We start from the raw sequence: 16,565 nt of genomic DNA on the forward strand, positions 1-16,565 counted from the left end.
TTGGTGGGATTGATTTGAGATCGCCAAATCGCAAAAAATGCTAGAATCAAAGCATTTAAATATTTCAAAAATCGGAGAAAAGATGAAAGAGATTGTCAAAATTATCACAGATCCTCAAGGGATACACGCAAGACCTGCAGGGGTATTGGTGAAAAAAGCAGGGGAGTTTAGCTCTCAGATTATGCTTTGCAAGGGCGATAAAAAGGTAGATGCCAAAAGAATGTTAGCCGTGATGAGCTTGGGGGCAAAGTGTGGAGAAGAGCTACGCTTCGAGATTGAGGGGGCGGATGAAGAGAGTGCCTATCAAGCACTTCAAATATTTTTGCAAGAACATTTTTAATGCATACTTTTAGAGGCGAGAAAGTCGTCGGGGGAATCGCTATCGGCAAAATCGCTGTTGTTTCTTGTGGAGGTGGTGGCACAGATTATCACAAAGAATCCCCCAAGCAAGAGCGAGAGAAATTTCAATCTGCAAGAGAGAAAACACTAGAGCAGATCGAGCGTTTGCGTCTGAAGGCACTTGAGGAGATTGGGGAAGAGGAAGCCTATGTGTTTGAAGCCCACACAATGATGCTACAAGATTTGGATTTGGAAGAGATGATTGTAGAAAAAATCCAGCAAGATCTTGGGGCAAAAGAGGCGATCTCACAAGCTAGGGATTATTTTTCTAGTTTGTTTTTGGCTATGGAAGATAGCTATATGCAGGCAAGAAGTGCGGATGTCTGCGATATTTGCAATCAGATGATTGATGTGCTTGATGGAGTGGAGCACCAAGAGATCACAGAGCCTTCTTTGATTGTCGCTATGGATTTGACGCCATCGCAAACACTCAAAATGAATCGGAATTGTTTTTTGGCTCTGATCACTCAAGAGGGTTCTAGTTGCTCCCATACTGCGATTATGGCAAGGACGATGGGAATCCCAGCGATCAATCAGATTCAAATTGAATCAGAATGGGATGGGGAGATGGCGATTTTGGATGCCAATGAAGCACAGCTCATCATCGCACCATCTCAAGAAGTCTTGCAAAAATATCAAAAACTCCAAGAGCAGGAGAGGGAGAAACAATCTGCATTGCTCAAGCTCAAACAAACAAAAACTTGCACCAAAGATGGCAAAGAGATCAAACTCTATGCCAATATTGGTGGCTTGGAAGATGCAAAGACTGCTTTGGATAATGGAGCGGAGGGCATTGGGCTTTTTAGAAGTGAGTTTTTATATCTTTCACGCACAAATTTGCCTACAGAACAAGAGCAATTTGAGATTTACAAAGAAGTGCTAGAGATGATGGAAAATAGGCGTGTGATTGTGCGAACTCTTGATATTGGGGCGGATAAACGCATTGATTATCTCAATCTTGATCGTGAGGAAAATCCTGCTTTGGGTTATCGTGCGATTAGAATCTGCCTCAATGAAATAGAAATCTTTAAAACTCAGCTTAGGGCTTTGTATCGTGCTAGTGTGTATGGAAAGCTTGCTATTATGTTTCCAATGATTATTGCAGTGTGGGAGATTCGGAGAATCAAAGCGATGATTGGGGAGGTGCAACAAGAGCTTAGGGACGCAGGAGTTGCGTTTGATGATCAGGTGGAGATTGGGGTAATGATTGAGACCCCAGCCTCTGTGATGATTGCTCAAGAATTGGCAGCAGAAGTTGATTTTTTTAGTATTGGAAGCAATGATTTGGCTCAATACACCTTTGCCCTAGATCGCCAAAACCCCAAAATAGAAAACTACCATCAAAGCTTTGATATAGCACTCAAAAGAATGTTTGCACAGGTGATTGAGAATGCCCACAAGCAGGGGATTTGGGTGGGGATTTGTGGAGAAATGGCAAGTGATGTTGATGTGCTAGAAGAGCTTTTGCGTTTGGGGTTTGATGAGCTGTCAGTGTCCCCAAAGATGATTTTGCCAATGCGTCAAAAAATCCTTGATTTTGAGGATTAGGTTTGGGTGTCTCTAGGATATTTGCCGTAGAGTCTTGGGGGTCAATGCAAACAGAGGAGCAAAAATGAATGTGCTAAAAAAAATCAATATTATGCGTTTTGAAGATGGGGAGATTGGGGGCAGAGAAGATGTAGTGATTTTGGAACAAAGGGTCAATTTCCATCTCAATGGTGAAAAAATCATTTCCACAATGTGCATACCGCAAAATCAGGAGGCGCATATGATTGGGTTTTTGCTGAGCGAGGGTGTGATTGCCAATATTTCTGATGTAGAGAGTGTTGAAGTGAGCACAGATGGGCTTGATGTCTTTATGCAAGCAAAAATCAATGCCAACAATCTCAAAAATCTCTACAAAGAAAAAACGCTAGTTTCTGGTTGTGGTGGGGGTGTGAGTGGGAATGTAGGGAATGAAGTGGAGGTGGAGTTCAACACGAGTGATTTGTGTTTGGAGGGTGGGTGGCTTTTGGAGCAAGTGCGTGTTTTTTATCGGGATAGCGAGTTGTATTTGCAAACAGGGTGCGTGCATAAAGCAATGTTGCTTTTTGCAGATGGCAAGAGTTTGAGTAGTGAGGATATTGGGAGGCATAATGCGATTGACAAAGTGTGTGGAATGGCTAGAATGCGTGGGGATTTGCCACAAGAAGGGGTTTTGATCGTAAGTGGTCGTTTGAGCTCTGAAATGGTGATCAAGGCTGTAATGCACCATATTCCTATCGTGATTTCACGCACTGCACCCACTTTTTTGGGAGTGCAAACTGCACAGAAGCACGGAGTCACGCTCTGTGGATTTGCACGCGGAAAAAATATGAATATCTACACACACCACTCAAGGATTAGGAGCTAGTTGGCAAAGCCTCGTTGTAGATTAATTTGGCATTGTTAATGTTTTGTGAAGTTTGTGATTAGTTTGATTCTGTGATTCTTTGGTTGGTTTGTGGAGCGATGTTCTTTTGGCAATTCCGAAATCTCTAAGATTCTCTTGCTTTGAGTTACCTTGGGGGAAAGGGTGACTTTGTGATGTTTTAAAGGTTGGTTTGAAACTTTTTTAATCTTGCCTTGAGTAAACCACCCTTTATACAATTCTAGAATCCCCTAGGATCTCTCTTAAGGGGGTCAAGGGGAACTTATAGCAAGCGTTCCCCTTATCCCCCTTAACAACCCCCATCACCCCAGCATTGCATTAGCAAGGCTCGTTCAAGATTACATTGACTTGGAATCTTTTTTGGTTCTACAAGGTTGGTTTGGGAAGCAATTGTTTGTGCTTATATTGAAATAGTGAGGGTTTTGTGTTTTTTAGAGTTTTTTGAGAGTTTGCAAAGAGATACTAAAAATCAAAACCAAAACTTTTCACAAAGATTCCAAAGAATCCAAAGAATCAAGAATCAATTCAAATCAAAAACAATAAAACCACCAAACAAGAATCAAACTCAAATATTGCACTCTATCGTTGGGTTGCCACACAAAAAGCGGGCAGGGGTTTGGGGGATTTTAAGGGGGATAAGGGGGGTGCCTCGCAATAAACCCCCTTGTCCCCCTTATAGAGAAAAAAGCAAAGTTGGATTTGGTGACTAGAAAGCGTGCTTTGGCAAAAGCAACTCCCCAAAAAGAGAATCTAAGAGATTCCAGAATCATTAAAGAGTGTGCTTCTGCAAAACCAATTTCAAAAACTAGCAAACAAATCAAGAAACGCCAAGAAGTGTGCTTCACTCAAGCCAACTTGCAAAGAAAGCCCTAGGGATTCTGGAATCACCAAAGAGCACAACCTCTCAAGCCAACTTCAACAACAGAATGAATAGAATGAACAGAATCAAGCTAAGCCCAAAGTATTGGCAAATAGTGTTTGAAAAAGATTCCACGCCCTTTGGGGTACCAAAGGATAGGAGTTGATTAGATTATGCAATGGCTGACAAATTTGGAATAATTATCGATGATGGCATCACCTTTGCGGTAGCCCAAAGCACAAGATTCGTAAGCAAAGAAAACATTGGGTTGATAAAAGCTTCCCTGATGAGAGTTTAGCTCGTAGAATTCTTGATAGATGGGTTTGTGGTTGGCATAAATCCCCTCTTGGCTTGAGATAATGGAGAGATTGGAATCTAGGATTTGGACATTTGCTCCCTCGCGACCAAAGGCGTGTTTTTTGACTTGTTTTTTGCCTAGTGGTTCAAAAGAAGTTTCAAGCAAAAGTGGGTGGTTGGGGAATAAGTCCCAAAGGATTTTGAGCATTCTTTTGCTCTGGAAGAGTAGGGTGTAGGCTGGGTTGAGGAAAATGGTGTTTTTGTTTTGCATCATTTCTTTGATGAGCAATGCCATTTCTGGCTCTTGGATTGCGATGTCTTCCCAAGGAATGAGTTTGAACCAAAACTCATAATTTGTGCCATCAAAGCCTATGCCATTGTTTGAATCCAAAAATGCCTCATCAACAAAGCAAAAGTTTGTTTGGAATCCATAAGAGGTGGCAATCTCTTGCAAAAATCGCACCGTGCGTTCTTCCTCAATGCTTCCTCTGATACTAGAAAAAAGGATTTTCCACCCCTCATAGAGTGTTTCAAATTGGCTGATGTCTGCACCTAGCGTGATCATTCTCTGGAAATTTTGTCCAATGCTCTCAAAAAGATTGTTGAATTGGAGATTTTCATCCATTCCGTTGGCTTTGAGGATTGCCCACTGAATCACTGCAGTTTCATAGAGCATTGTGGGGGTGTCGGCATTGAACTCTAAGAGTTTGATCGGTTTGCCATCAAGCCCCCCTGCAAAATCAAAGCGTCCATAGATATGCCAATGCACTTCTTCCTCAAAGCTTTGAATGATAGGTTCAATGAGAGTTGGGGGAATGTCAAGCTCAAAAAACAAATCATTTTTGATGACATATTCACTTGCCTCAATATACATATCATAGAGGGTGTTTCCTGCTTGGTAGTAGGCATCAGCCTCTGCTTGTGTGATCTGAATGATTTCATTTGAGATGTAGGCTGTGTTGTCTAGATCTGTATGCCATTCGCACCCCAATGCCTCCAAAGTCTGGGTGTCTAGTGTTTTGCCTTGAATGATTTGCATTTTATCCTCCAAAATTTGAGCGTTGCGTGGAGTTGCCTCCAAAAAATCCACTTTTGCCTGAGCTAGTTTTGGCGGGCAAGGCTTTGTTTGTAGAGTTGAAGCTGTTTTTGCTGCGTTCGTAGGCTTGGGGGGATTTGTAGTTTCTCATTTGGTTTTGTTGGTAGGTGGGGTTGTTGAAAAGTTTGTTGCCGATGTAGCTCCCTAGAATCGCCCCTGCTGCACTTGCAAGCAATGCTCCACCAAGCCCCAATCCTCCTCCACCCTCTTGAGCTTGTGCGTTGGTGAGGGTGCTTGTGCCATTATCGATTTTGACTTCTTCTGCTTTGATGAGCTGATCAATCTCTTCTTGAGAGAGGATTCTCTCTGTGCCATTTTTGTCTCGCACAATCACTCTTGTATGATCGCTTGGATATTCTTCTGCGATCTTGTAGCTCCCATTGGGTTGCTCTTCTAAGATGACAAAAGCCCCCTTTTTCTTGAGGGTTTCAAGATTGCTAGTTGGATTTTGTGGGGGTGTGGGGTTGTTCTCACATCCGGCGAGTGCAATCAGTGCGACTGCACTCAATCCCCCAATCATCGCAAAATCTGAAATTTTTCTACAATGTTTGTTCATCGTGGCTCCTTGATTATAGTCTTGCGTGTGAAAATTTTAACATTCCTTTGAGGTCAAAAATCATACTTTTGGAATGTAAAAACTCAGAAAACTCGATTCCTTGAAATTGGGAATGTGCGACTGCACCAAGTAGGGCGTCAAACTGCCCTGTGAGTTGGGAGTGGTGGCTGTAGAAGTGGAAATTTTGCTGAATCAAATAGACTTCTTGGCTCTCTGCAAGTGGATCCAAAACAAACACTTCACAACCATAGCTCACTAGCTCTGTAATCACATCAAAGACTTTGGAGTTGCGAATGTCGTTGCAGTTTTCTTTGAATGTGATCCCTAGAATCAAAACTTTTGAGCCTAGGATCTTAATGTCTTGCTGGGTGAGGAGTTTGATGAGTTTAGAGGCGATGAAGTGGGGCATCGCATCGTTGATGTATCTTGCAGAAGCTATGACTTTGGAGTGGTAGCCTAGAGCTTGAGCTTTGTGCGTGAGATAATAGGGATCGACGCTGATACAATGCCCTCCGACAAGTCCGGGCGTAAAGGGCAAAAAGTTCCATTTGGTTTGGGCTGCTTCTAAGACTTGATGGGTTGGGATATTGAGACGATCACAAATGAGGGCTAGCTCATTGACTAGGGCGATGTTGAGATCTCTTTGGGAGTTTTCAAGCACTTTGGCACATTCTGCCACCTCGATACTTGGGGCAAGGTAGGTGCCTGCTGTGATGATACTCTGATAAAGCTCATCAATTTCTTGAGCGATTTGGGGGGTGCTTCCACTTGTGATTTTTTTGATTTGAGGGAGTTTGCGTGTGTGATCCCCCGGATTAATGCGTTCTGGGGAATAGCCTACAAAAAAATCAATATTGTATTTTAAAGAGGAGTATTGCTCCAAGATTGGCACGCAGTCAAGGCGTGTGCAGGTGGGGTATGTGGTGGATTCGTAGATGATGATGTCGCCTTTGTCCAAAAGGGGTGCAATCATTTGGGAGGCTTGGAGCAAAATGGAAATATCGGGATTTTTGTTTGAATCTAGGGGGGTTGGAACGGTGATGATGTAGATTTGGGCAATTTTGAGTGCGTTAATATTTTGGCAAAAAGTAAGGTGTTGGGCTTCTTTGAATTCTTGTTTTGAAATAGAGTTGGTTTTGTCATAGTGGGATTTGAGCTCTTTGATCCGCTGGGGGTTGATATCAAAGCCTAGAGTTTCGTAGCGTTTTGCAAATTCGATAGCAAGCGGGAGTCCGACATAGCCTAAGCCAATAATTGCGATTTTTTTTGTCATCACATAATCCAAATGATTGATTTTGGAAATTATAACTTGATTTTTGGTATCGATTGCAAAACACGATCGTATGTTATATGAAGCCCAAGCTTGTTTCAAATCATAGATTCCAAAACTGCAGGGTTGAAATATTTTTAAATAGTGTGCAAACATTTGATGTTTTGGTAGAATGTGAGAAAAAACTTTGGAGATTGCAAGGTGATGATTTTGACAAATCCTGTTGTTGTTTCGATACTTTTGATGTCTGTGCTATGTCTAATGCGTTTCAATGTGATGCTATCCATCATTTTTTCTGCAATGTTGGCTGGAATCTTGAGTTTGGCAGACTTTCAGGTAGTGCATCAAATCTATCAAACTCAAGGGTTTGGCTATGAAATGCTCGGAGTGTATTGGCAAACTTTGGAAAAAACAATGAAAGTGTTTATCAAAGGAATGTCAGGAAATCTTGAAGTGGCTTTGAGCTATATTTTGCTTGGTGGCATTGCTTGTGCGATTGGGCGTAGTCATCTGACGCACATTCTCATCTATCGCGTTACTCCATTGATCGGAAACCACAAGAGTCTTTTTTGCCTTTGGATTGCGTTGATTGCTTGTTTTTCCCAAAACCTGATCCCTGTGCATATTGCCTTTATTCCTGTGTTGATTCCTCCATTTCTAGCTTTGATGAATCGTATGAAGCTTGATAGGCGTGCTGTTGCTTCTGCTTTGTCTTTTGGTTTGCAAGCTCCTTATATCGCCTTGCCTTTTGGGTTTGGTTTGATTTTTCACACAATCATTCGTGATAGTTTGAAGCAAAATGGTGTAGAAGTCACATTGTCTGATGTTGCCTCTGTGATGTGGATTGGTGGGGTTGCGATGGTGGTGGGTCTGTTTGTGGCGATTTTTGTTTTGTATGCTAAGCCTAGAAACTATATCCAAACGCGTGCAGAAAAGAGGAATTTGCAAGAGATAAATGTGTCGATGGATGGAAGGGATTATGGAGTGTTGTTTGGGGTGTTTGTAACTTTTGCCGTGCAGTATTTCTCTGATTCTTTGTTTTTGGGGGCATTGGTGGGTTTATTGACAATGATTGTTAGCAAGGGGATTGTTTATGATGAGGTCAATGAAGTGATGGATGGCGGAATGAAAATGATGAGTTTTATCGCTTTTGTCGTCCTTGTGGCTTCTGGCTATGCGAGTGTTTTGCAAGAAGGTGGCTCTATCGGACTTTTGGTCAATGAAACGGCGGGATTGATGAGCAATCAGGTATTGTCGGCTTTGTTGATGCTTGTGATTGGATTGCTGATCACAATGGGGATTGGGACTTCTTTTGGGACAATCCCAATCATTGCAACGATTTTCTGTCCTTTGGGGTTGGCTCTAGGATTTAGCACAAGTGCGATTATTTTGCTTGTGGGTATTGCTGGGGCATTGGGTGATAGTGGTTCTCCTGCGAGTGATAGCACATTGGGTCCGACATCTGGTCTCAATGCTGATGGACAGCACAATCATATTTGGGATACCTGTGTGCCGACATTTTTGGTCTATAACACTTCTTTGATTGTTGTTGGTGTGGTAGGGGCAGTTTGGCTCAATGGCTGATTTTAAAGTCTGCTCTCGTGTCTGGATCAAAAAAGATGGCGTGAATTATTTGGGCAAGGGGCGTGTTGAGCTTTTGCGACAGATTCACAAAGAAGGCTCGATTCTTAAGGGTGCAAAAAAAATGTATATGAGCTACAAGGCTGCTTGGGACAATCTCAATCATATCAAAGATTTGGGGGGAGTGCCACTTGTTTCAAGCAATAGTGGTGGGCGTGGAGGTGGTGGAACTTCTTTGACATCTGAGGGCGAGAGGGCGATTGAGGTTTTCACAAAGCTTGAGGCACTCAAAGAAGAATTTTTCGCCCAATTTGATGAATGCAAAGATCTTGACGCACTAGATTGCAAGATCGAAGTTTTATTACAACAACTTAGGGCAAAAGATCACTAATAGCAATAACGCTTCAAAATCTCTGTATAAGATTCAATGCGTCGATCACGCAAAAAGGGCCAAATACGACGCACTTCCTCACTCCTAGAAAGATCAAGGTGCGTATAAAGGATTTCCTCTTGATCTGTGCTGCCCATCGTGAGTAGTTCTCCTTGAGCCCCAAAGGCAAAGCTTGAGCCCCAAAACAAAATCCCCTCTATCACTCCACTCTTGTCTTTTTCAAAACCTACGCGATTGACTGCGATTGTCGGAAGTCCATTGGCAATCGCGTGCCCTCTTTGCACGGCAATCCACGCTTCTCTTTGACGTGTTTTTTCTTCTTCATCGTCGCTTGGAAACCATCCGATTGCTGTGGGATAGATAAGGATCTCTGCTCCTTTGAGAGCCATAATCCTTGCACCTTCAGGATACCACTGATCCCAACAAATCATAACGCCTAGTTTGCCCACACTTGTTTGAATCGGCTCAAAGCCCAAATCCCCGGGTGTGAAGTAAAATTTCTCATAAAATCCAGGATCATCGGGGATGTGCATTTTGCGGTATTTTCCTGCAATGCTGCCATCTTTTTCAAAAACAACTGCGGTGTTGTGGTATAGACCTGCTGAGCGTCTTTCAAAAAGAGAGGTTACCAAAACCACTTGAGCTTCTTTGGCAAGAGTGGAAAAAAACTCTATATCCTCTTCAAAGCTTAAAGCATAATCAAAATAATGCGTGTTTTCGCTTTGGCAGAAATATTCTTGCGTGTGCAACTCTTGCAAGATGACAAGCTCTGCACCATTGCTCGATGCCTCTAGAATCAGATGTTTGGTGTGTTCAAGAGTTTGGGGTTTGGTATGGTGAAAGGCTTGTTGGATGAGTGCGGTGGAAACAATGCGTTTGGCATACATTATCATTCCTCATAATCGCTATCGGGATTCTGATAATCATCCTCATCGTATCCTTGATAATAGTCGTTCCCCTCTTCATCATCAAGATAGTCTTCCTCGTATTCTAGTTCTTCTAGTTCCTCTAATTCTTCTTCGTAAGCCATTTATTCTCCTTGTTGAGCTTTGATGTCGCGTAAAATCTCACTAGCGATTTGCAAACCAAAACTGCCTGTCACAACATTGCAACTGCCCAGAGGTTTGCAGTTTGGAATCTCATCTGAAAATATTACTTTAAAATTACCTCTAAAGCGTTGTTTTTTGAGGTTGTCTCTTAATTTTCTGGCAAATTTATCTCCATGGCTTTTCCAAATGCTAGACACCTGAATCAATAGAGGATTGAGTTTTTTGGCACTTCCTGTAGAGCTGATATAGGTCCCAAAGCGTCTGCCTTGTGCTTTTTGTGCAAGGAGGATTTTGGCAGGAATGTCATCGATGGCATCAACAATATAATCATAAGAATCAAAATCAAGGGTTTGCAACGACTCAGCATCCACTTGCATGTGGATTGGCGTGATGCCCGGATAAAGTTTTGCCAAAACTTCTACTTTGATTTCACCGACAGATTCTGATCCGATTTGGCGGTTTTGGTTGGTCACATCAAAACGATCTTTATCAACAATAGTGAGTTGCGTAACCCCGCTTCTATACAAGGCATCAATGGCATATCCCCCAACTCCCCCAACTCCAAAAATCAACACTTTTGTTTTTTGCATGGTTTCAAAGTGTTCTCCAAAAATGATTCTACTGCGTGTGTAACGATCTATATTCATTGCTGTATCCATCCTTCCAAAGTTTTTAAATCTTTATAGCTTGTGAGATCAAGAGTGATTGGGGTGATAGAAACGCAACCTTTTTCTATCGCCTCAAAGTCTGAGATTGTCATAGCGTCCGCTCTTTGTTGCCACTTGAGTGGATGCAAACCGAGCCAAAAATACTCTTCTCCTCTAGGATTTTTGTTTTTTTGAGCATCGTTGTTGTAAAGGCGATAGCCTGTTTGCGTGATTTGCAATCCTTTGTGTTGTGTGGCATTGGGGATATTGACATTTAGGAGTTTGCGTTCAGAGAGTGGAAATTGGTTTTGAAAAATTTTTTGGACAAGCGTTGTGATGACTTCTTGAGCTAGAGAAAAATCGGCGTGATGTTTGTTGTGGTTTTTGAGTACTTGTGAGATAGCGATAGATGGGACTCCATAAATCACCCCCTCCATTGCTCCCGCCACCGTGCCCGAATAAGTGATGTCTTCACCCATATTGGATCCAAGATTGATCCCTGAGATAACCAAATCAGGCTTCTGGTTCTGAAATAGTGTGCGTAATGCCAAATAAATGCAATCACTTGGAGTTCCATTGTCGAGTTTGTAAAAATCTTGTGCGGTTTGAATGAGTTTGAGTGGTTCATTGAGTGTCAATCCGTGACCACAGGCAGATTTTTCACACGCTGGTGCAACGACAACGATATGTGCCAAATCCTGCAGAGCTTCTTTGAGTGCGAGCAAGCCCTCTGAATCAAAGCCATCATCATTGGTGAGTAGTATTGTTTTCAAGAATTCTCCTTGATAAAAAATCGAAATGGTTGCAAAAGAATAAAAATAAGCCGTTGCAGATTGCGTAGAACGCTAATCCCAAAGCTTCTTTTGTAACCTTTGATGATTGTGTTAGTTTTGTTTGATGTGTGTGAGGGGGGGGGTAGAGTTTGGAAGTGTTGAATGATTTTTTCTCCCATTGCTTGTAAAAAATTATAATCTTCCAAAACTCTGCGACGCGCCTCAAGGATAAAATCTTGATTCTTTTCCCAAAGCTTATCTTTGAGCACAGATTGAATGATTTTTTGTGCTTCTTGTGGTTTTGTAATGTCAATCCAAACAAAAGATTCTTTTGGAAAAAAATCAGCGATATTTTCTGCACCATAATAAAAGGGCATACATCCTGCAAGAAAACAATCTGTAATTTTTTCTGTGAAATAAAATGGCGTTGAGCTGTTTTCAATCGCAATAGAGTAGCGGTAATCTTGCAATGCTTCTAGTTTTGTTGGGATAGTGTTGTGTTTTTTTTCTCCTCCAAAATAATCAATTGGAAGTTGGGTGGTTTTCAAAAAATTGACAAATTCTGATCTTTGGATATGACCGGGAAAAGCTTTTTTGTCAGTATTAGCGATACAAGAAATTTCTTTGTTTTTTTCTAAGTGTAAATGTTTGATCTCTTGAAAGTTTAGGGTGCGTTTCCATCCATCAACGAGCCAATATAGATAGGGCGGGGAGGGAATAAATTTGGAATCACATTCTAAAAGCTCTGGAACAAAGGCAAAAACCTTTGAGCATTGTGCATAAGTTTCGGGGTTTTTTGCAAACTCATTTTTGAAAGGAATAATGTATTTGAAATGTCCCGGAATGAAGGGTTCTTGTTGAATCCCCCAAATGGATGAGCTTTGCACGGGTGTGTCTTGATTGACTTTATTGATTAGGATTGTGTAATCTGTTGGAATATCTTGTGTTGTATAAAGGATTTTATAGCCCTTGGAATAATAAGAGCAATCACCAAGATGAGATTGTTGCTTGAGCCAAGAGATGATTTGTTCATTGCTATAATCTCCGACAATACGCACTTTGATTTCTTGCATCAATATTCCTTAAAGAATTATTTTGTTTTTGAGAAATTTGATTATAACTTAAAAGTCAAGTGTTTGGAAAGGATAGTCAATCATAAGTGGTGCGGAAGAGAGGACTTGAACCTCCACGCCTTGCGGCGCCAGATCCTAAGTCTGGTGCGTCTGCCAATTTCGCCACTCCCGCACAGCATTGCAGAAACTTAAAATCATCAAACTTCGACGATGAAGTAATAAAAACTGCAATTCTGGAATTCTACTTTAAAAAACTTATAAAAAGCTTAAAAATATTGTTTTGATTTGGTGTGTCGAAAATTTGATTCTGAGTTGATTTGATTTTGATATAGTTTTGCATTCTTAAATATCCGATAATTTTGTTTTTATGAGATTTTTTTGAGATGGATTAATGTGTTTTGTGTCACTAAATTTAAGATAAACGCATATTCTAAGGAGAGTGGATGACAAATAAGACTATTGAGAGAAAAAAGATTTACAACCCAAACTCGACAGAGAGTGTCAATGAGCGTAAGATTTTTGGAGGAGATCCTACAAGTATGTTTGATCTCAATAAGATCAAATATCAATGGGCATATAGTCTTTGGAAGTTGATGCTTGCAAATACTTGGTTTCCTGAAGAAGTGAATATGAATGCTGATAAGAGGGATTATAATGGTGGCTTAACTGCTCAAGAGAAGATTGGCTATGATCGTGCATTGGCACAGCTGATTTTTATGGATAGTCTGCAGACAAACAATCTCATCGATAATGTCAATCCCTATATGACAAGTCCAGAAATCAATCTAATCCTAGTGCGTCAGGCGTATGAAGAGGCTCTGCATTCCCAAAGCTATGCGGTGATGGTCGAATCTATTTCTGCTAATACAGATGAGATCTATGATATGTGGCGTGTGGATATGAAACTACGATCCAAAAATGATCATATCGCAGAGGTGTATATGGATCTTGCCAAAAATCCCACAGAGCGTAATTTGGTCAAAGCAATGTTTGCCAATCAGATTTTAGAGGGGATTTATTTTTATAGTGGATTTAGTTATTTCTACACATTGGCACGATCGGGCAAAATGCTCGGAAGTGCACAGATGATTCGTTTCATTCAACGCGATGAAGTGACTCATCTTTTGCTTTTTCAAAATATGATTAATTCTTTAAAAAGTGAGCGTCCTGATTTATTTACCAAAGATTTGGAAGAAGAGGTGGTAGAAATGTTTAAAAAAGCCGTAGAGGTGGAAACTGCTTGGGGGGCATATATCACTCAAGGGCAAATATTGGGACTGACAAGTGAAATCATTGGGGAGTATATCCGCTTTTTGGCAGATGATCGTCTCAATGCTGTTGGAATGCCCAAAATCTATGGAGCAAAAAATCCGATCAAATGGGTGAATCAGTTTTCAAGTTTCAATGAACAAAGAAGCAATTTCTTTGAGGCTCGTGTGACAAACTATGCCAAAGGGAGTATCAGTTTTGATGACTTCTAAAAGAAGAATCTATGTTCTACAACTTAAGAGAAAAAAAACCCTTTTGGACAATTTGCACAATGTGCTAGATTTTGTCAATCGATGTTCCAAAAAATCCATCATTTGCACTTCGGATTTGGTGTTGAGTGGCTTTGCACTCGATGATTTGGAGCGTGTAGCTGATTTCTCCAATCAAGCTATCGGAGAGTATCTCAAAGTCACCCAAGACAAGACACTCATCACTTCGTTGATTGAAAAAAAAGACAATCGGTATTTCAATAGTATCAAAGTGATTTCAGATGGAAAAATCATTTATTCCCAGCACAAAGTGAAGCCATTTCCCCTCGTGTGTGAGGCTGATTTTATGTCTTTTGGCAGTATGGATGAGGTGGGGTTTTTTGATATTCAAGGCATCAAATGTGCGGTGATTAATTGCTATGAATTGCGTTTTGTAGAGATGTGGCAAAAGGTGAGGGGTGCTGAGATTATTTTTGTGATTGCTCAATGGGACAAGGAACGCAAACAGCATTTTGAGACCCTAAGTCAAGCATTGGCATTGATGAATCAGTGCTATGTCGTCGCAAGCGATTGTGCCAATATGGGTGCTTCTAAGGCAAGTGCCATTATCAATCCCTTCGGCTTGGTGAATCAAGATGGAAAAAAGGGAGTGATTTATATGGAGATTGATTTGAGTAAGGTGGGAGAAATGCGTAATTTTCTCAAAGTGGGATTAGAGGATTGAGGGGGTAAGCATTGGATTTCTCAAATTTTGACACACTGGCAAAAATGGACTTGCAGGAATTGGGGGTTATTTTTTTGGCTTTGCTGGGCATTGGTTTTTTGTGCAATGTTTTGATTGTGGTGTATGGTATGAAAGATCAGAGCTTGAAAAGATTTGTATTGTCTCAATCTTTGTTTGTTTCTTGTTTGGCAGTCTTGTCGTTTTTTGCGTTGAGTGTTTGGCTCTATGGATTCAATCAATTTTGTTATTTTGTTTTTGTGCTTTTGTGCTTGTTTTATATCCTCTCATATATTGATTGTTTGTTGTTGGCAGTCCCTGATTTGTTGAATTTTTTGACACTTTTTGTCGTGGTGGCAGGTTTGTATTATTTTGAGATGTCAGAGATAAATTTTTTGGCAATGTTGGCTGCTGCTGGAGCTTTTAGTTTGCTCAAAATTTTTGGTAGTTTTGTGTTCCGCAAAGAAATTATGGGTGAGGCTGATATTGTTGTGGTTGCGAGTATGGGGGGATTTCTTGGGTTGCGAGAGAGTGTGTATTTTGTTTTTGTGGCTTGTGTTTTGGCTTTGGTTTTTATCCTTTTTCAAGCTTTGATTCATTTGAGGGATAAGCAAGTCAATGCACTCACGCTCAAACTCCCCTTTGTCGCTTTTTTGTTTATGGGCTTTTTGTTGATTTTGGTTGATAAACATTATAAAACCTTCCTAGGATTGTTGGGTGCTTAAACGATATTTCTTTTTGGCATTTGCACAGATTTTTTTCCCTTTTTTTCTTGTTTTGTTTTTTATTTCCTCAATCATTTTGATTATCACGATTGCAGGATCAAGCTTTGTGATCAAAATCACCTTTTTGGATTTGTCTTATTTGTTTTTGTATTCTTTGCCCAATACGGTGTTTTTTATCATCCCTATTACTTTTTTTGCTTCTTGTGTGTTGGCAATCTCTAGGCTTTCTTATGATTATGAGCTTTTGGTTTTTTTCTCTTTGGGAGTGCGACCTTTTGAGATTGTCAAGATTTTTTTGCCCATCACTTTGATTGTGACTCTGACTTCTTTGGTGTTTTCGCTGGGGGCTGTGCCGATTTCTAAGAGAGCCTTTGATAATTTTGTGGAACAAAAAAAGGTTGATGTGGATATCAATATCAAAGCAGGGGAGTTTGGGCAAAAGATCGGCAGTTGGCTTGTGTATGTAGATCGAGCGGAGAATCGTATTTACAAAAATCTTGTTCTTTTTTCAATCGACAAAGCGATGTCTGAAAATTTTATTAGTGCGAGTGAGGGGAAAATCACCAATGATTCTGGTGTGTTTAGTTTGTTTCTCAAGCAGGGGAATTCCTATATTGTCGAGGAGCAAGAGTTCAAAAATATCGCATTCAAAGAAATGTATATTCGCACCCAAGTGGGGGAGGCACCATTGAGTGCGTATGATTTGTTTGATTATTGGAAAAATGCTTTTAATGGAGAGAGTTTGGGTGCAAGTCGTAAGTTTGTCAAAGCTACATTGATCTCACTTTTTCCTCTTGTGAGCATTTTTTTGATTCCACTCATTGGCATTGCAAATCCTAGATACCACAAAAACTTCGCATCTTTCTATATTCTTGCTGCGTGTGTTTTGTATTATGTTTTTGTGCATATTTTTGCAGGACGCGCACCATTTGTGGCACTTGGTGTTATTCCGATTTGTTGGTTTTGTGTGACTTATTTTCTGTATTGGAAAAAAATCAAACCCTTGTATTAAATTGATTATTTTTATAAAATTATGGCACTCAAATAATCGTTTTTCTTGCTTTTGGCTAGTCTGTTGAAAAAGATCGTTGGGTGATGTAGTGGTTTTGGTGTGCGGCATTTTCGTTTGTAGCTTTTTGAAGTGAGAATCTGCCCCTAAAGAGACTCTCTTTGCCCTATAAGTTGTAGTGTAAGACTACGCTCCCGCAAGTAGCGTTATTTGGGTAGTTTAAATGATGGA

General features: G+C 40.7%; 17 protein-coding genes and 1 tRNA gene. 9 read left to right on the forward strand and 9 right to left on the reverse strand.

Going from position 1 to position 16,565, the window contains the following annotated elements:
* The first annotated feature begins 82 nt into the window (after nucleotides 1-82).
* The 3 genes from BBW65_RS00390 to fdhD all read left to right on the forward strand — a co-directional run bounded on the left by BBW65_RS00390 (nucleotide 83) and on the right by fdhD (nucleotide 2,791).
* The gene (locus BBW65_RS00390) at nucleotides 83-340 is read left to right on the forward strand and encodes an HPr family phosphocarrier protein (protein ID WP_066338271.1); all 258 of its coding nucleotides are present in this window, start codon (nucleotides 83-85) and stop codon (nucleotides 338-340) included.
* Nucleotides 340-1,947 carry a phosphoenolpyruvate--protein phosphotransferase gene (gene ptsP / locus BBW65_RS00395; RefSeq protein WP_066338273.1) on the forward strand — a complete coding sequence of 536 codons (1,608 nt, stop codon included), beginning with the start codon at nucleotides 340-342 and terminating at the stop codon, nucleotides 1,945-1,947. Before BBW65_RS00390 ends, ptsP begins: the two co-directional genes overlap by 1 nt.
* 64 nt (nucleotides 1,948-2,011) lie before the next feature.
* The gene (gene fdhD, locus BBW65_RS00400) at nucleotides 2,012-2,791 is read left to right on the forward strand and encodes a formate dehydrogenase accessory sulfurtransferase FdhD (protein ID WP_066338275.1); all 780 of its coding nucleotides are present in this window, start codon (nucleotides 2,012-2,014) and stop codon (nucleotides 2,789-2,791) included.
* Between the two features lie 1,043 nt (nucleotides 2,792-3,834).
* Here fdhD and BBW65_RS00415 read toward each other — a convergent pair.
* The 3 genes from BBW65_RS00415 to BBW65_RS00425 are packed head-to-tail and all read right to left on the reverse strand — an operon-like array spanning nucleotide 3,835 to nucleotide 6,890.
* Complete coding sequence (locus BBW65_RS00415) at nucleotides 3,835-5,004, reverse strand: glutathionylspermidine synthase family protein (RefSeq protein ID WP_066338283.1); 1,170 nt, start codon at nucleotides 5,002-5,004, stop codon at nucleotides 3,835-3,837.
* Between the two features lies 1 nt (nucleotide 5,005).
* On the reverse strand, nucleotides 5,006-5,617 hold the full coding sequence (locus tag BBW65_RS00420) for a UPF0323 family lipoprotein (protein ID WP_066338285.1): 612 nt from the start codon (nucleotides 5,615-5,617) through the stop codon (nucleotides 5,006-5,008).
* Nucleotides 5,618-5,630: 13 nt separating this feature from the next.
* Nucleotides 5,631-6,890, reverse strand: a complete 1,260-nt coding sequence (locus tag BBW65_RS00425; RefSeq protein ID WP_066341707.1) for a nucleotide sugar dehydrogenase — start codon at nucleotides 6,888-6,890, stop codon at nucleotides 5,631-5,633.
* 201 nt (nucleotides 6,891-7,091) lie between these two features.
* On the opposite strand from BBW65_RS00425, the gene BBW65_RS00430 reads away from it, so the two are divergent.
* Complete coding sequence (locus BBW65_RS00430) at nucleotides 7,092-8,471, forward strand: Na+/H+ antiporter family protein (protein ID WP_199919483.1); 1,380 nt, start codon at nucleotides 7,092-7,094, stop codon at nucleotides 8,469-8,471.
* Nucleotides 8,464-8,859 carry a winged helix-turn-helix domain-containing protein gene (locus tag BBW65_RS00435; RefSeq protein WP_066338286.1) on the forward strand — a complete coding sequence of 132 codons (396 nt, stop codon included), beginning with the start codon at nucleotides 8,464-8,466 and terminating at the stop codon, nucleotides 8,857-8,859. Before BBW65_RS00430 ends, BBW65_RS00435 begins: the two co-directional genes overlap by 8 nt.
* Here the strand turns inward: BBW65_RS00435 and BBW65_RS00440 are convergent.
* The 6 genes from BBW65_RS00440 to BBW65_RS00460 all read right to left on the reverse strand — a co-directional run bounded on the left by BBW65_RS00440 (nucleotide 8,856) and on the right by BBW65_RS00460 (nucleotide 12,573).
* Nucleotides 8,856-9,746 (reverse strand): carbon-nitrogen hydrolase, encoded by an 891-nt coding sequence (locus BBW65_RS00440; RefSeq protein ID WP_066338289.1) that lies wholly within the window; start codon nucleotides 9,744-9,746, stop codon nucleotides 8,856-8,858. The two genes, BBW65_RS00435 and BBW65_RS00440, sit on opposite strands and share 4 nt — an antisense overlap.
* A gap of 2 nt (nucleotides 9,747-9,748) precedes the next feature.
* The gene (locus tag BBW65_RS07830) at nucleotides 9,749-9,889 is read right to left on the reverse strand and encodes a hypothetical protein (protein ID WP_199919438.1); all 141 of its coding nucleotides are present in this window, start codon (nucleotides 9,887-9,889) and stop codon (nucleotides 9,749-9,751) included.
* Complete coding sequence (locus tag BBW65_RS00445; protein ID WP_066338291.1) at nucleotides 9,890-10,555, reverse strand: tRNA threonylcarbamoyladenosine dehydratase; 666 nt, start codon at nucleotides 10,553-10,555, stop codon at nucleotides 9,890-9,892. It lies immediately after the preceding gene.
* Nucleotides 10,552-11,328 carry a 5'/3'-nucleotidase SurE gene (gene surE, locus BBW65_RS00450; RefSeq protein ID WP_066338294.1) on the reverse strand — a complete coding sequence of 259 codons (777 nt, stop codon included), beginning with the start codon at nucleotides 11,326-11,328 and terminating at the stop codon, nucleotides 10,552-10,554. The genes BBW65_RS00445 and surE overlap by 4 nt, the downstream gene beginning before the upstream one ends.
* Nucleotides 11,325-12,401: a glycosyltransferase family 10 domain-containing protein gene (locus BBW65_RS00455; protein ID WP_066338296.1), complete on the reverse strand. Its 1,077-nt coding sequence runs from the start codon at nucleotides 12,399-12,401 to the stop codon at nucleotides 11,325-11,327. The genes surE and BBW65_RS00455 overlap by 4 nt, the downstream gene beginning before the upstream one ends.
* Before the next feature lie 87 nt (nucleotides 12,402-12,488).
* Nucleotides 12,489-12,573, reverse strand: a tRNA-Leu gene (locus BBW65_RS00460).
* Between the two features lie 271 nt (nucleotides 12,574-12,844).
* Between BBW65_RS00460 and BBW65_RS00465 the strand changes: the two genes are divergently transcribed.
* From BBW65_RS00465 to BBW65_RS00480, 4 genes are read left to right on the forward strand one after another with little or no spacing between them, the layout of a single operon-like run.
* Nucleotides 12,845-13,882, forward strand: coding sequence for a ribonucleotide-diphosphate reductase subunit beta (locus tag BBW65_RS00465; protein ID WP_066338297.1), 1,038 nt, complete (start codon nucleotides 12,845-12,847; stop codon nucleotides 13,880-13,882).
* Nucleotides 13,872-14,603, forward strand: a complete 732-nt coding sequence (locus BBW65_RS00470) for a nitrilase-related carbon-nitrogen hydrolase (RefSeq protein WP_066338299.1) — start codon at nucleotides 13,872-13,874, stop codon at nucleotides 14,601-14,603. The genes BBW65_RS00465 and BBW65_RS00470 overlap by 11 nt, the downstream gene beginning before the upstream one ends.
* 11 nt (nucleotides 14,604-14,614) lie before the next feature.
* On the forward strand, nucleotides 14,615-15,325 hold the full coding sequence (locus BBW65_RS00475; protein ID WP_066338305.1) for a prepilin peptidase: 711 nt from the start codon (nucleotides 14,615-14,617) through the stop codon (nucleotides 15,323-15,325).
* Nucleotides 15,318-16,337 (forward strand): LptF/LptG family permease, encoded by a 1,020-nt coding sequence (locus BBW65_RS00480; RefSeq protein ID WP_066338307.1) that lies wholly within the window; start codon nucleotides 15,318-15,320, stop codon nucleotides 16,335-16,337. Before BBW65_RS00475 ends, BBW65_RS00480 begins: the two co-directional genes overlap by 8 nt.
* The last annotated feature ends 228 nt before the right edge of the window (nucleotides 16,338-16,565 follow it).

It is taken from the genome of Helicobacter enhydrae (genome assembly GCF_001693335.1).
GTDB lineage: Bacteria > Campylobacterota > Campylobacteria > Campylobacterales > Helicobacteraceae > Helicobacter_G > Helicobacter_G enhydrae.

Excerpts from the sequence above, each read along its gene's own strand:
- BBW65_RS00390 (WP_066338271.1), top strand. The coding sequence starts at position 83 with ATGAAAGAGATTGTCAAAATTATCACAGATCCTCAAGGGATACACGCA.
- ptsP (WP_066338273.1), top strand. The coding sequence starts at position 340 with ATGCATACTTTTAGAGGCGAGAAAGTCGTCGGGGGAATCGCTATCGGC.
- fdhD (WP_066338275.1), top strand. The coding sequence starts at position 2,012 with ATGAATGTGCTAAAAAAAATCAATATTATGCGTTTTGAAGATGGGGAG.
- BBW65_RS00415 (WP_066338283.1), bottom strand. The coding sequence starts at position 5,004 with ATGCAAATCATTCAAGGCAAAACACTAGACACCCAGACTTTGGAGGCA.
- BBW65_RS00420 (WP_066338285.1), bottom strand. The coding sequence starts at position 5,617 with ATGAACAAACATTGTAGAAAAATTTCAGATTTTGCGATGATTGGGGGA.
- BBW65_RS00425 (WP_066341707.1), bottom strand. The coding sequence starts at position 6,890 with ATGACAAAAAAAATCGCAATTATTGGCTTAGGCTATGTCGGACTCCCG.
- BBW65_RS00430 (WP_199919483.1), top strand. The coding sequence starts at position 7,092 with ATGATTTTGACAAATCCTGTTGTTGTTTCGATACTTTTGATGTCTGTG.
- BBW65_RS00435 (WP_066338286.1), top strand. The coding sequence starts at position 8,464 with ATGGCTGATTTTAAAGTCTGCTCTCGTGTCTGGATCAAAAAAGATGGC.
- BBW65_RS00440 (WP_066338289.1), bottom strand. The coding sequence starts at position 9,746 with ATGTATGCCAAACGCATTGTTTCCACCGCACTCATCCAACAAGCCTTT.
- BBW65_RS07830 (WP_199919438.1), bottom strand. The coding sequence starts at position 9,889 with ATGGCTTACGAAGAAGAATTAGAGGAACTAGAAGAACTAGAATACGAG.
- BBW65_RS00445 (WP_066338291.1), bottom strand. The coding sequence starts at position 10,555 with ATGAATATAGATCGTTACACACGCAGTAGAATCATTTTTGGAGAACAC.
- BBW65_RS00455 (WP_066338296.1), bottom strand. The coding sequence starts at position 12,401 with ATGCAAGAAATCAAAGTGCGTATTGTCGGAGATTATAGCAATGAACAA.
- BBW65_RS00465 (WP_066338297.1), top strand. The coding sequence starts at position 12,845 with ATGACAAATAAGACTATTGAGAGAAAAAAGATTTACAACCCAAACTCG.
- BBW65_RS00470 (WP_066338299.1), top strand. The coding sequence starts at position 13,872 with ATGACTTCTAAAAGAAGAATCTATGTTCTACAACTTAAGAGAAAAAAA.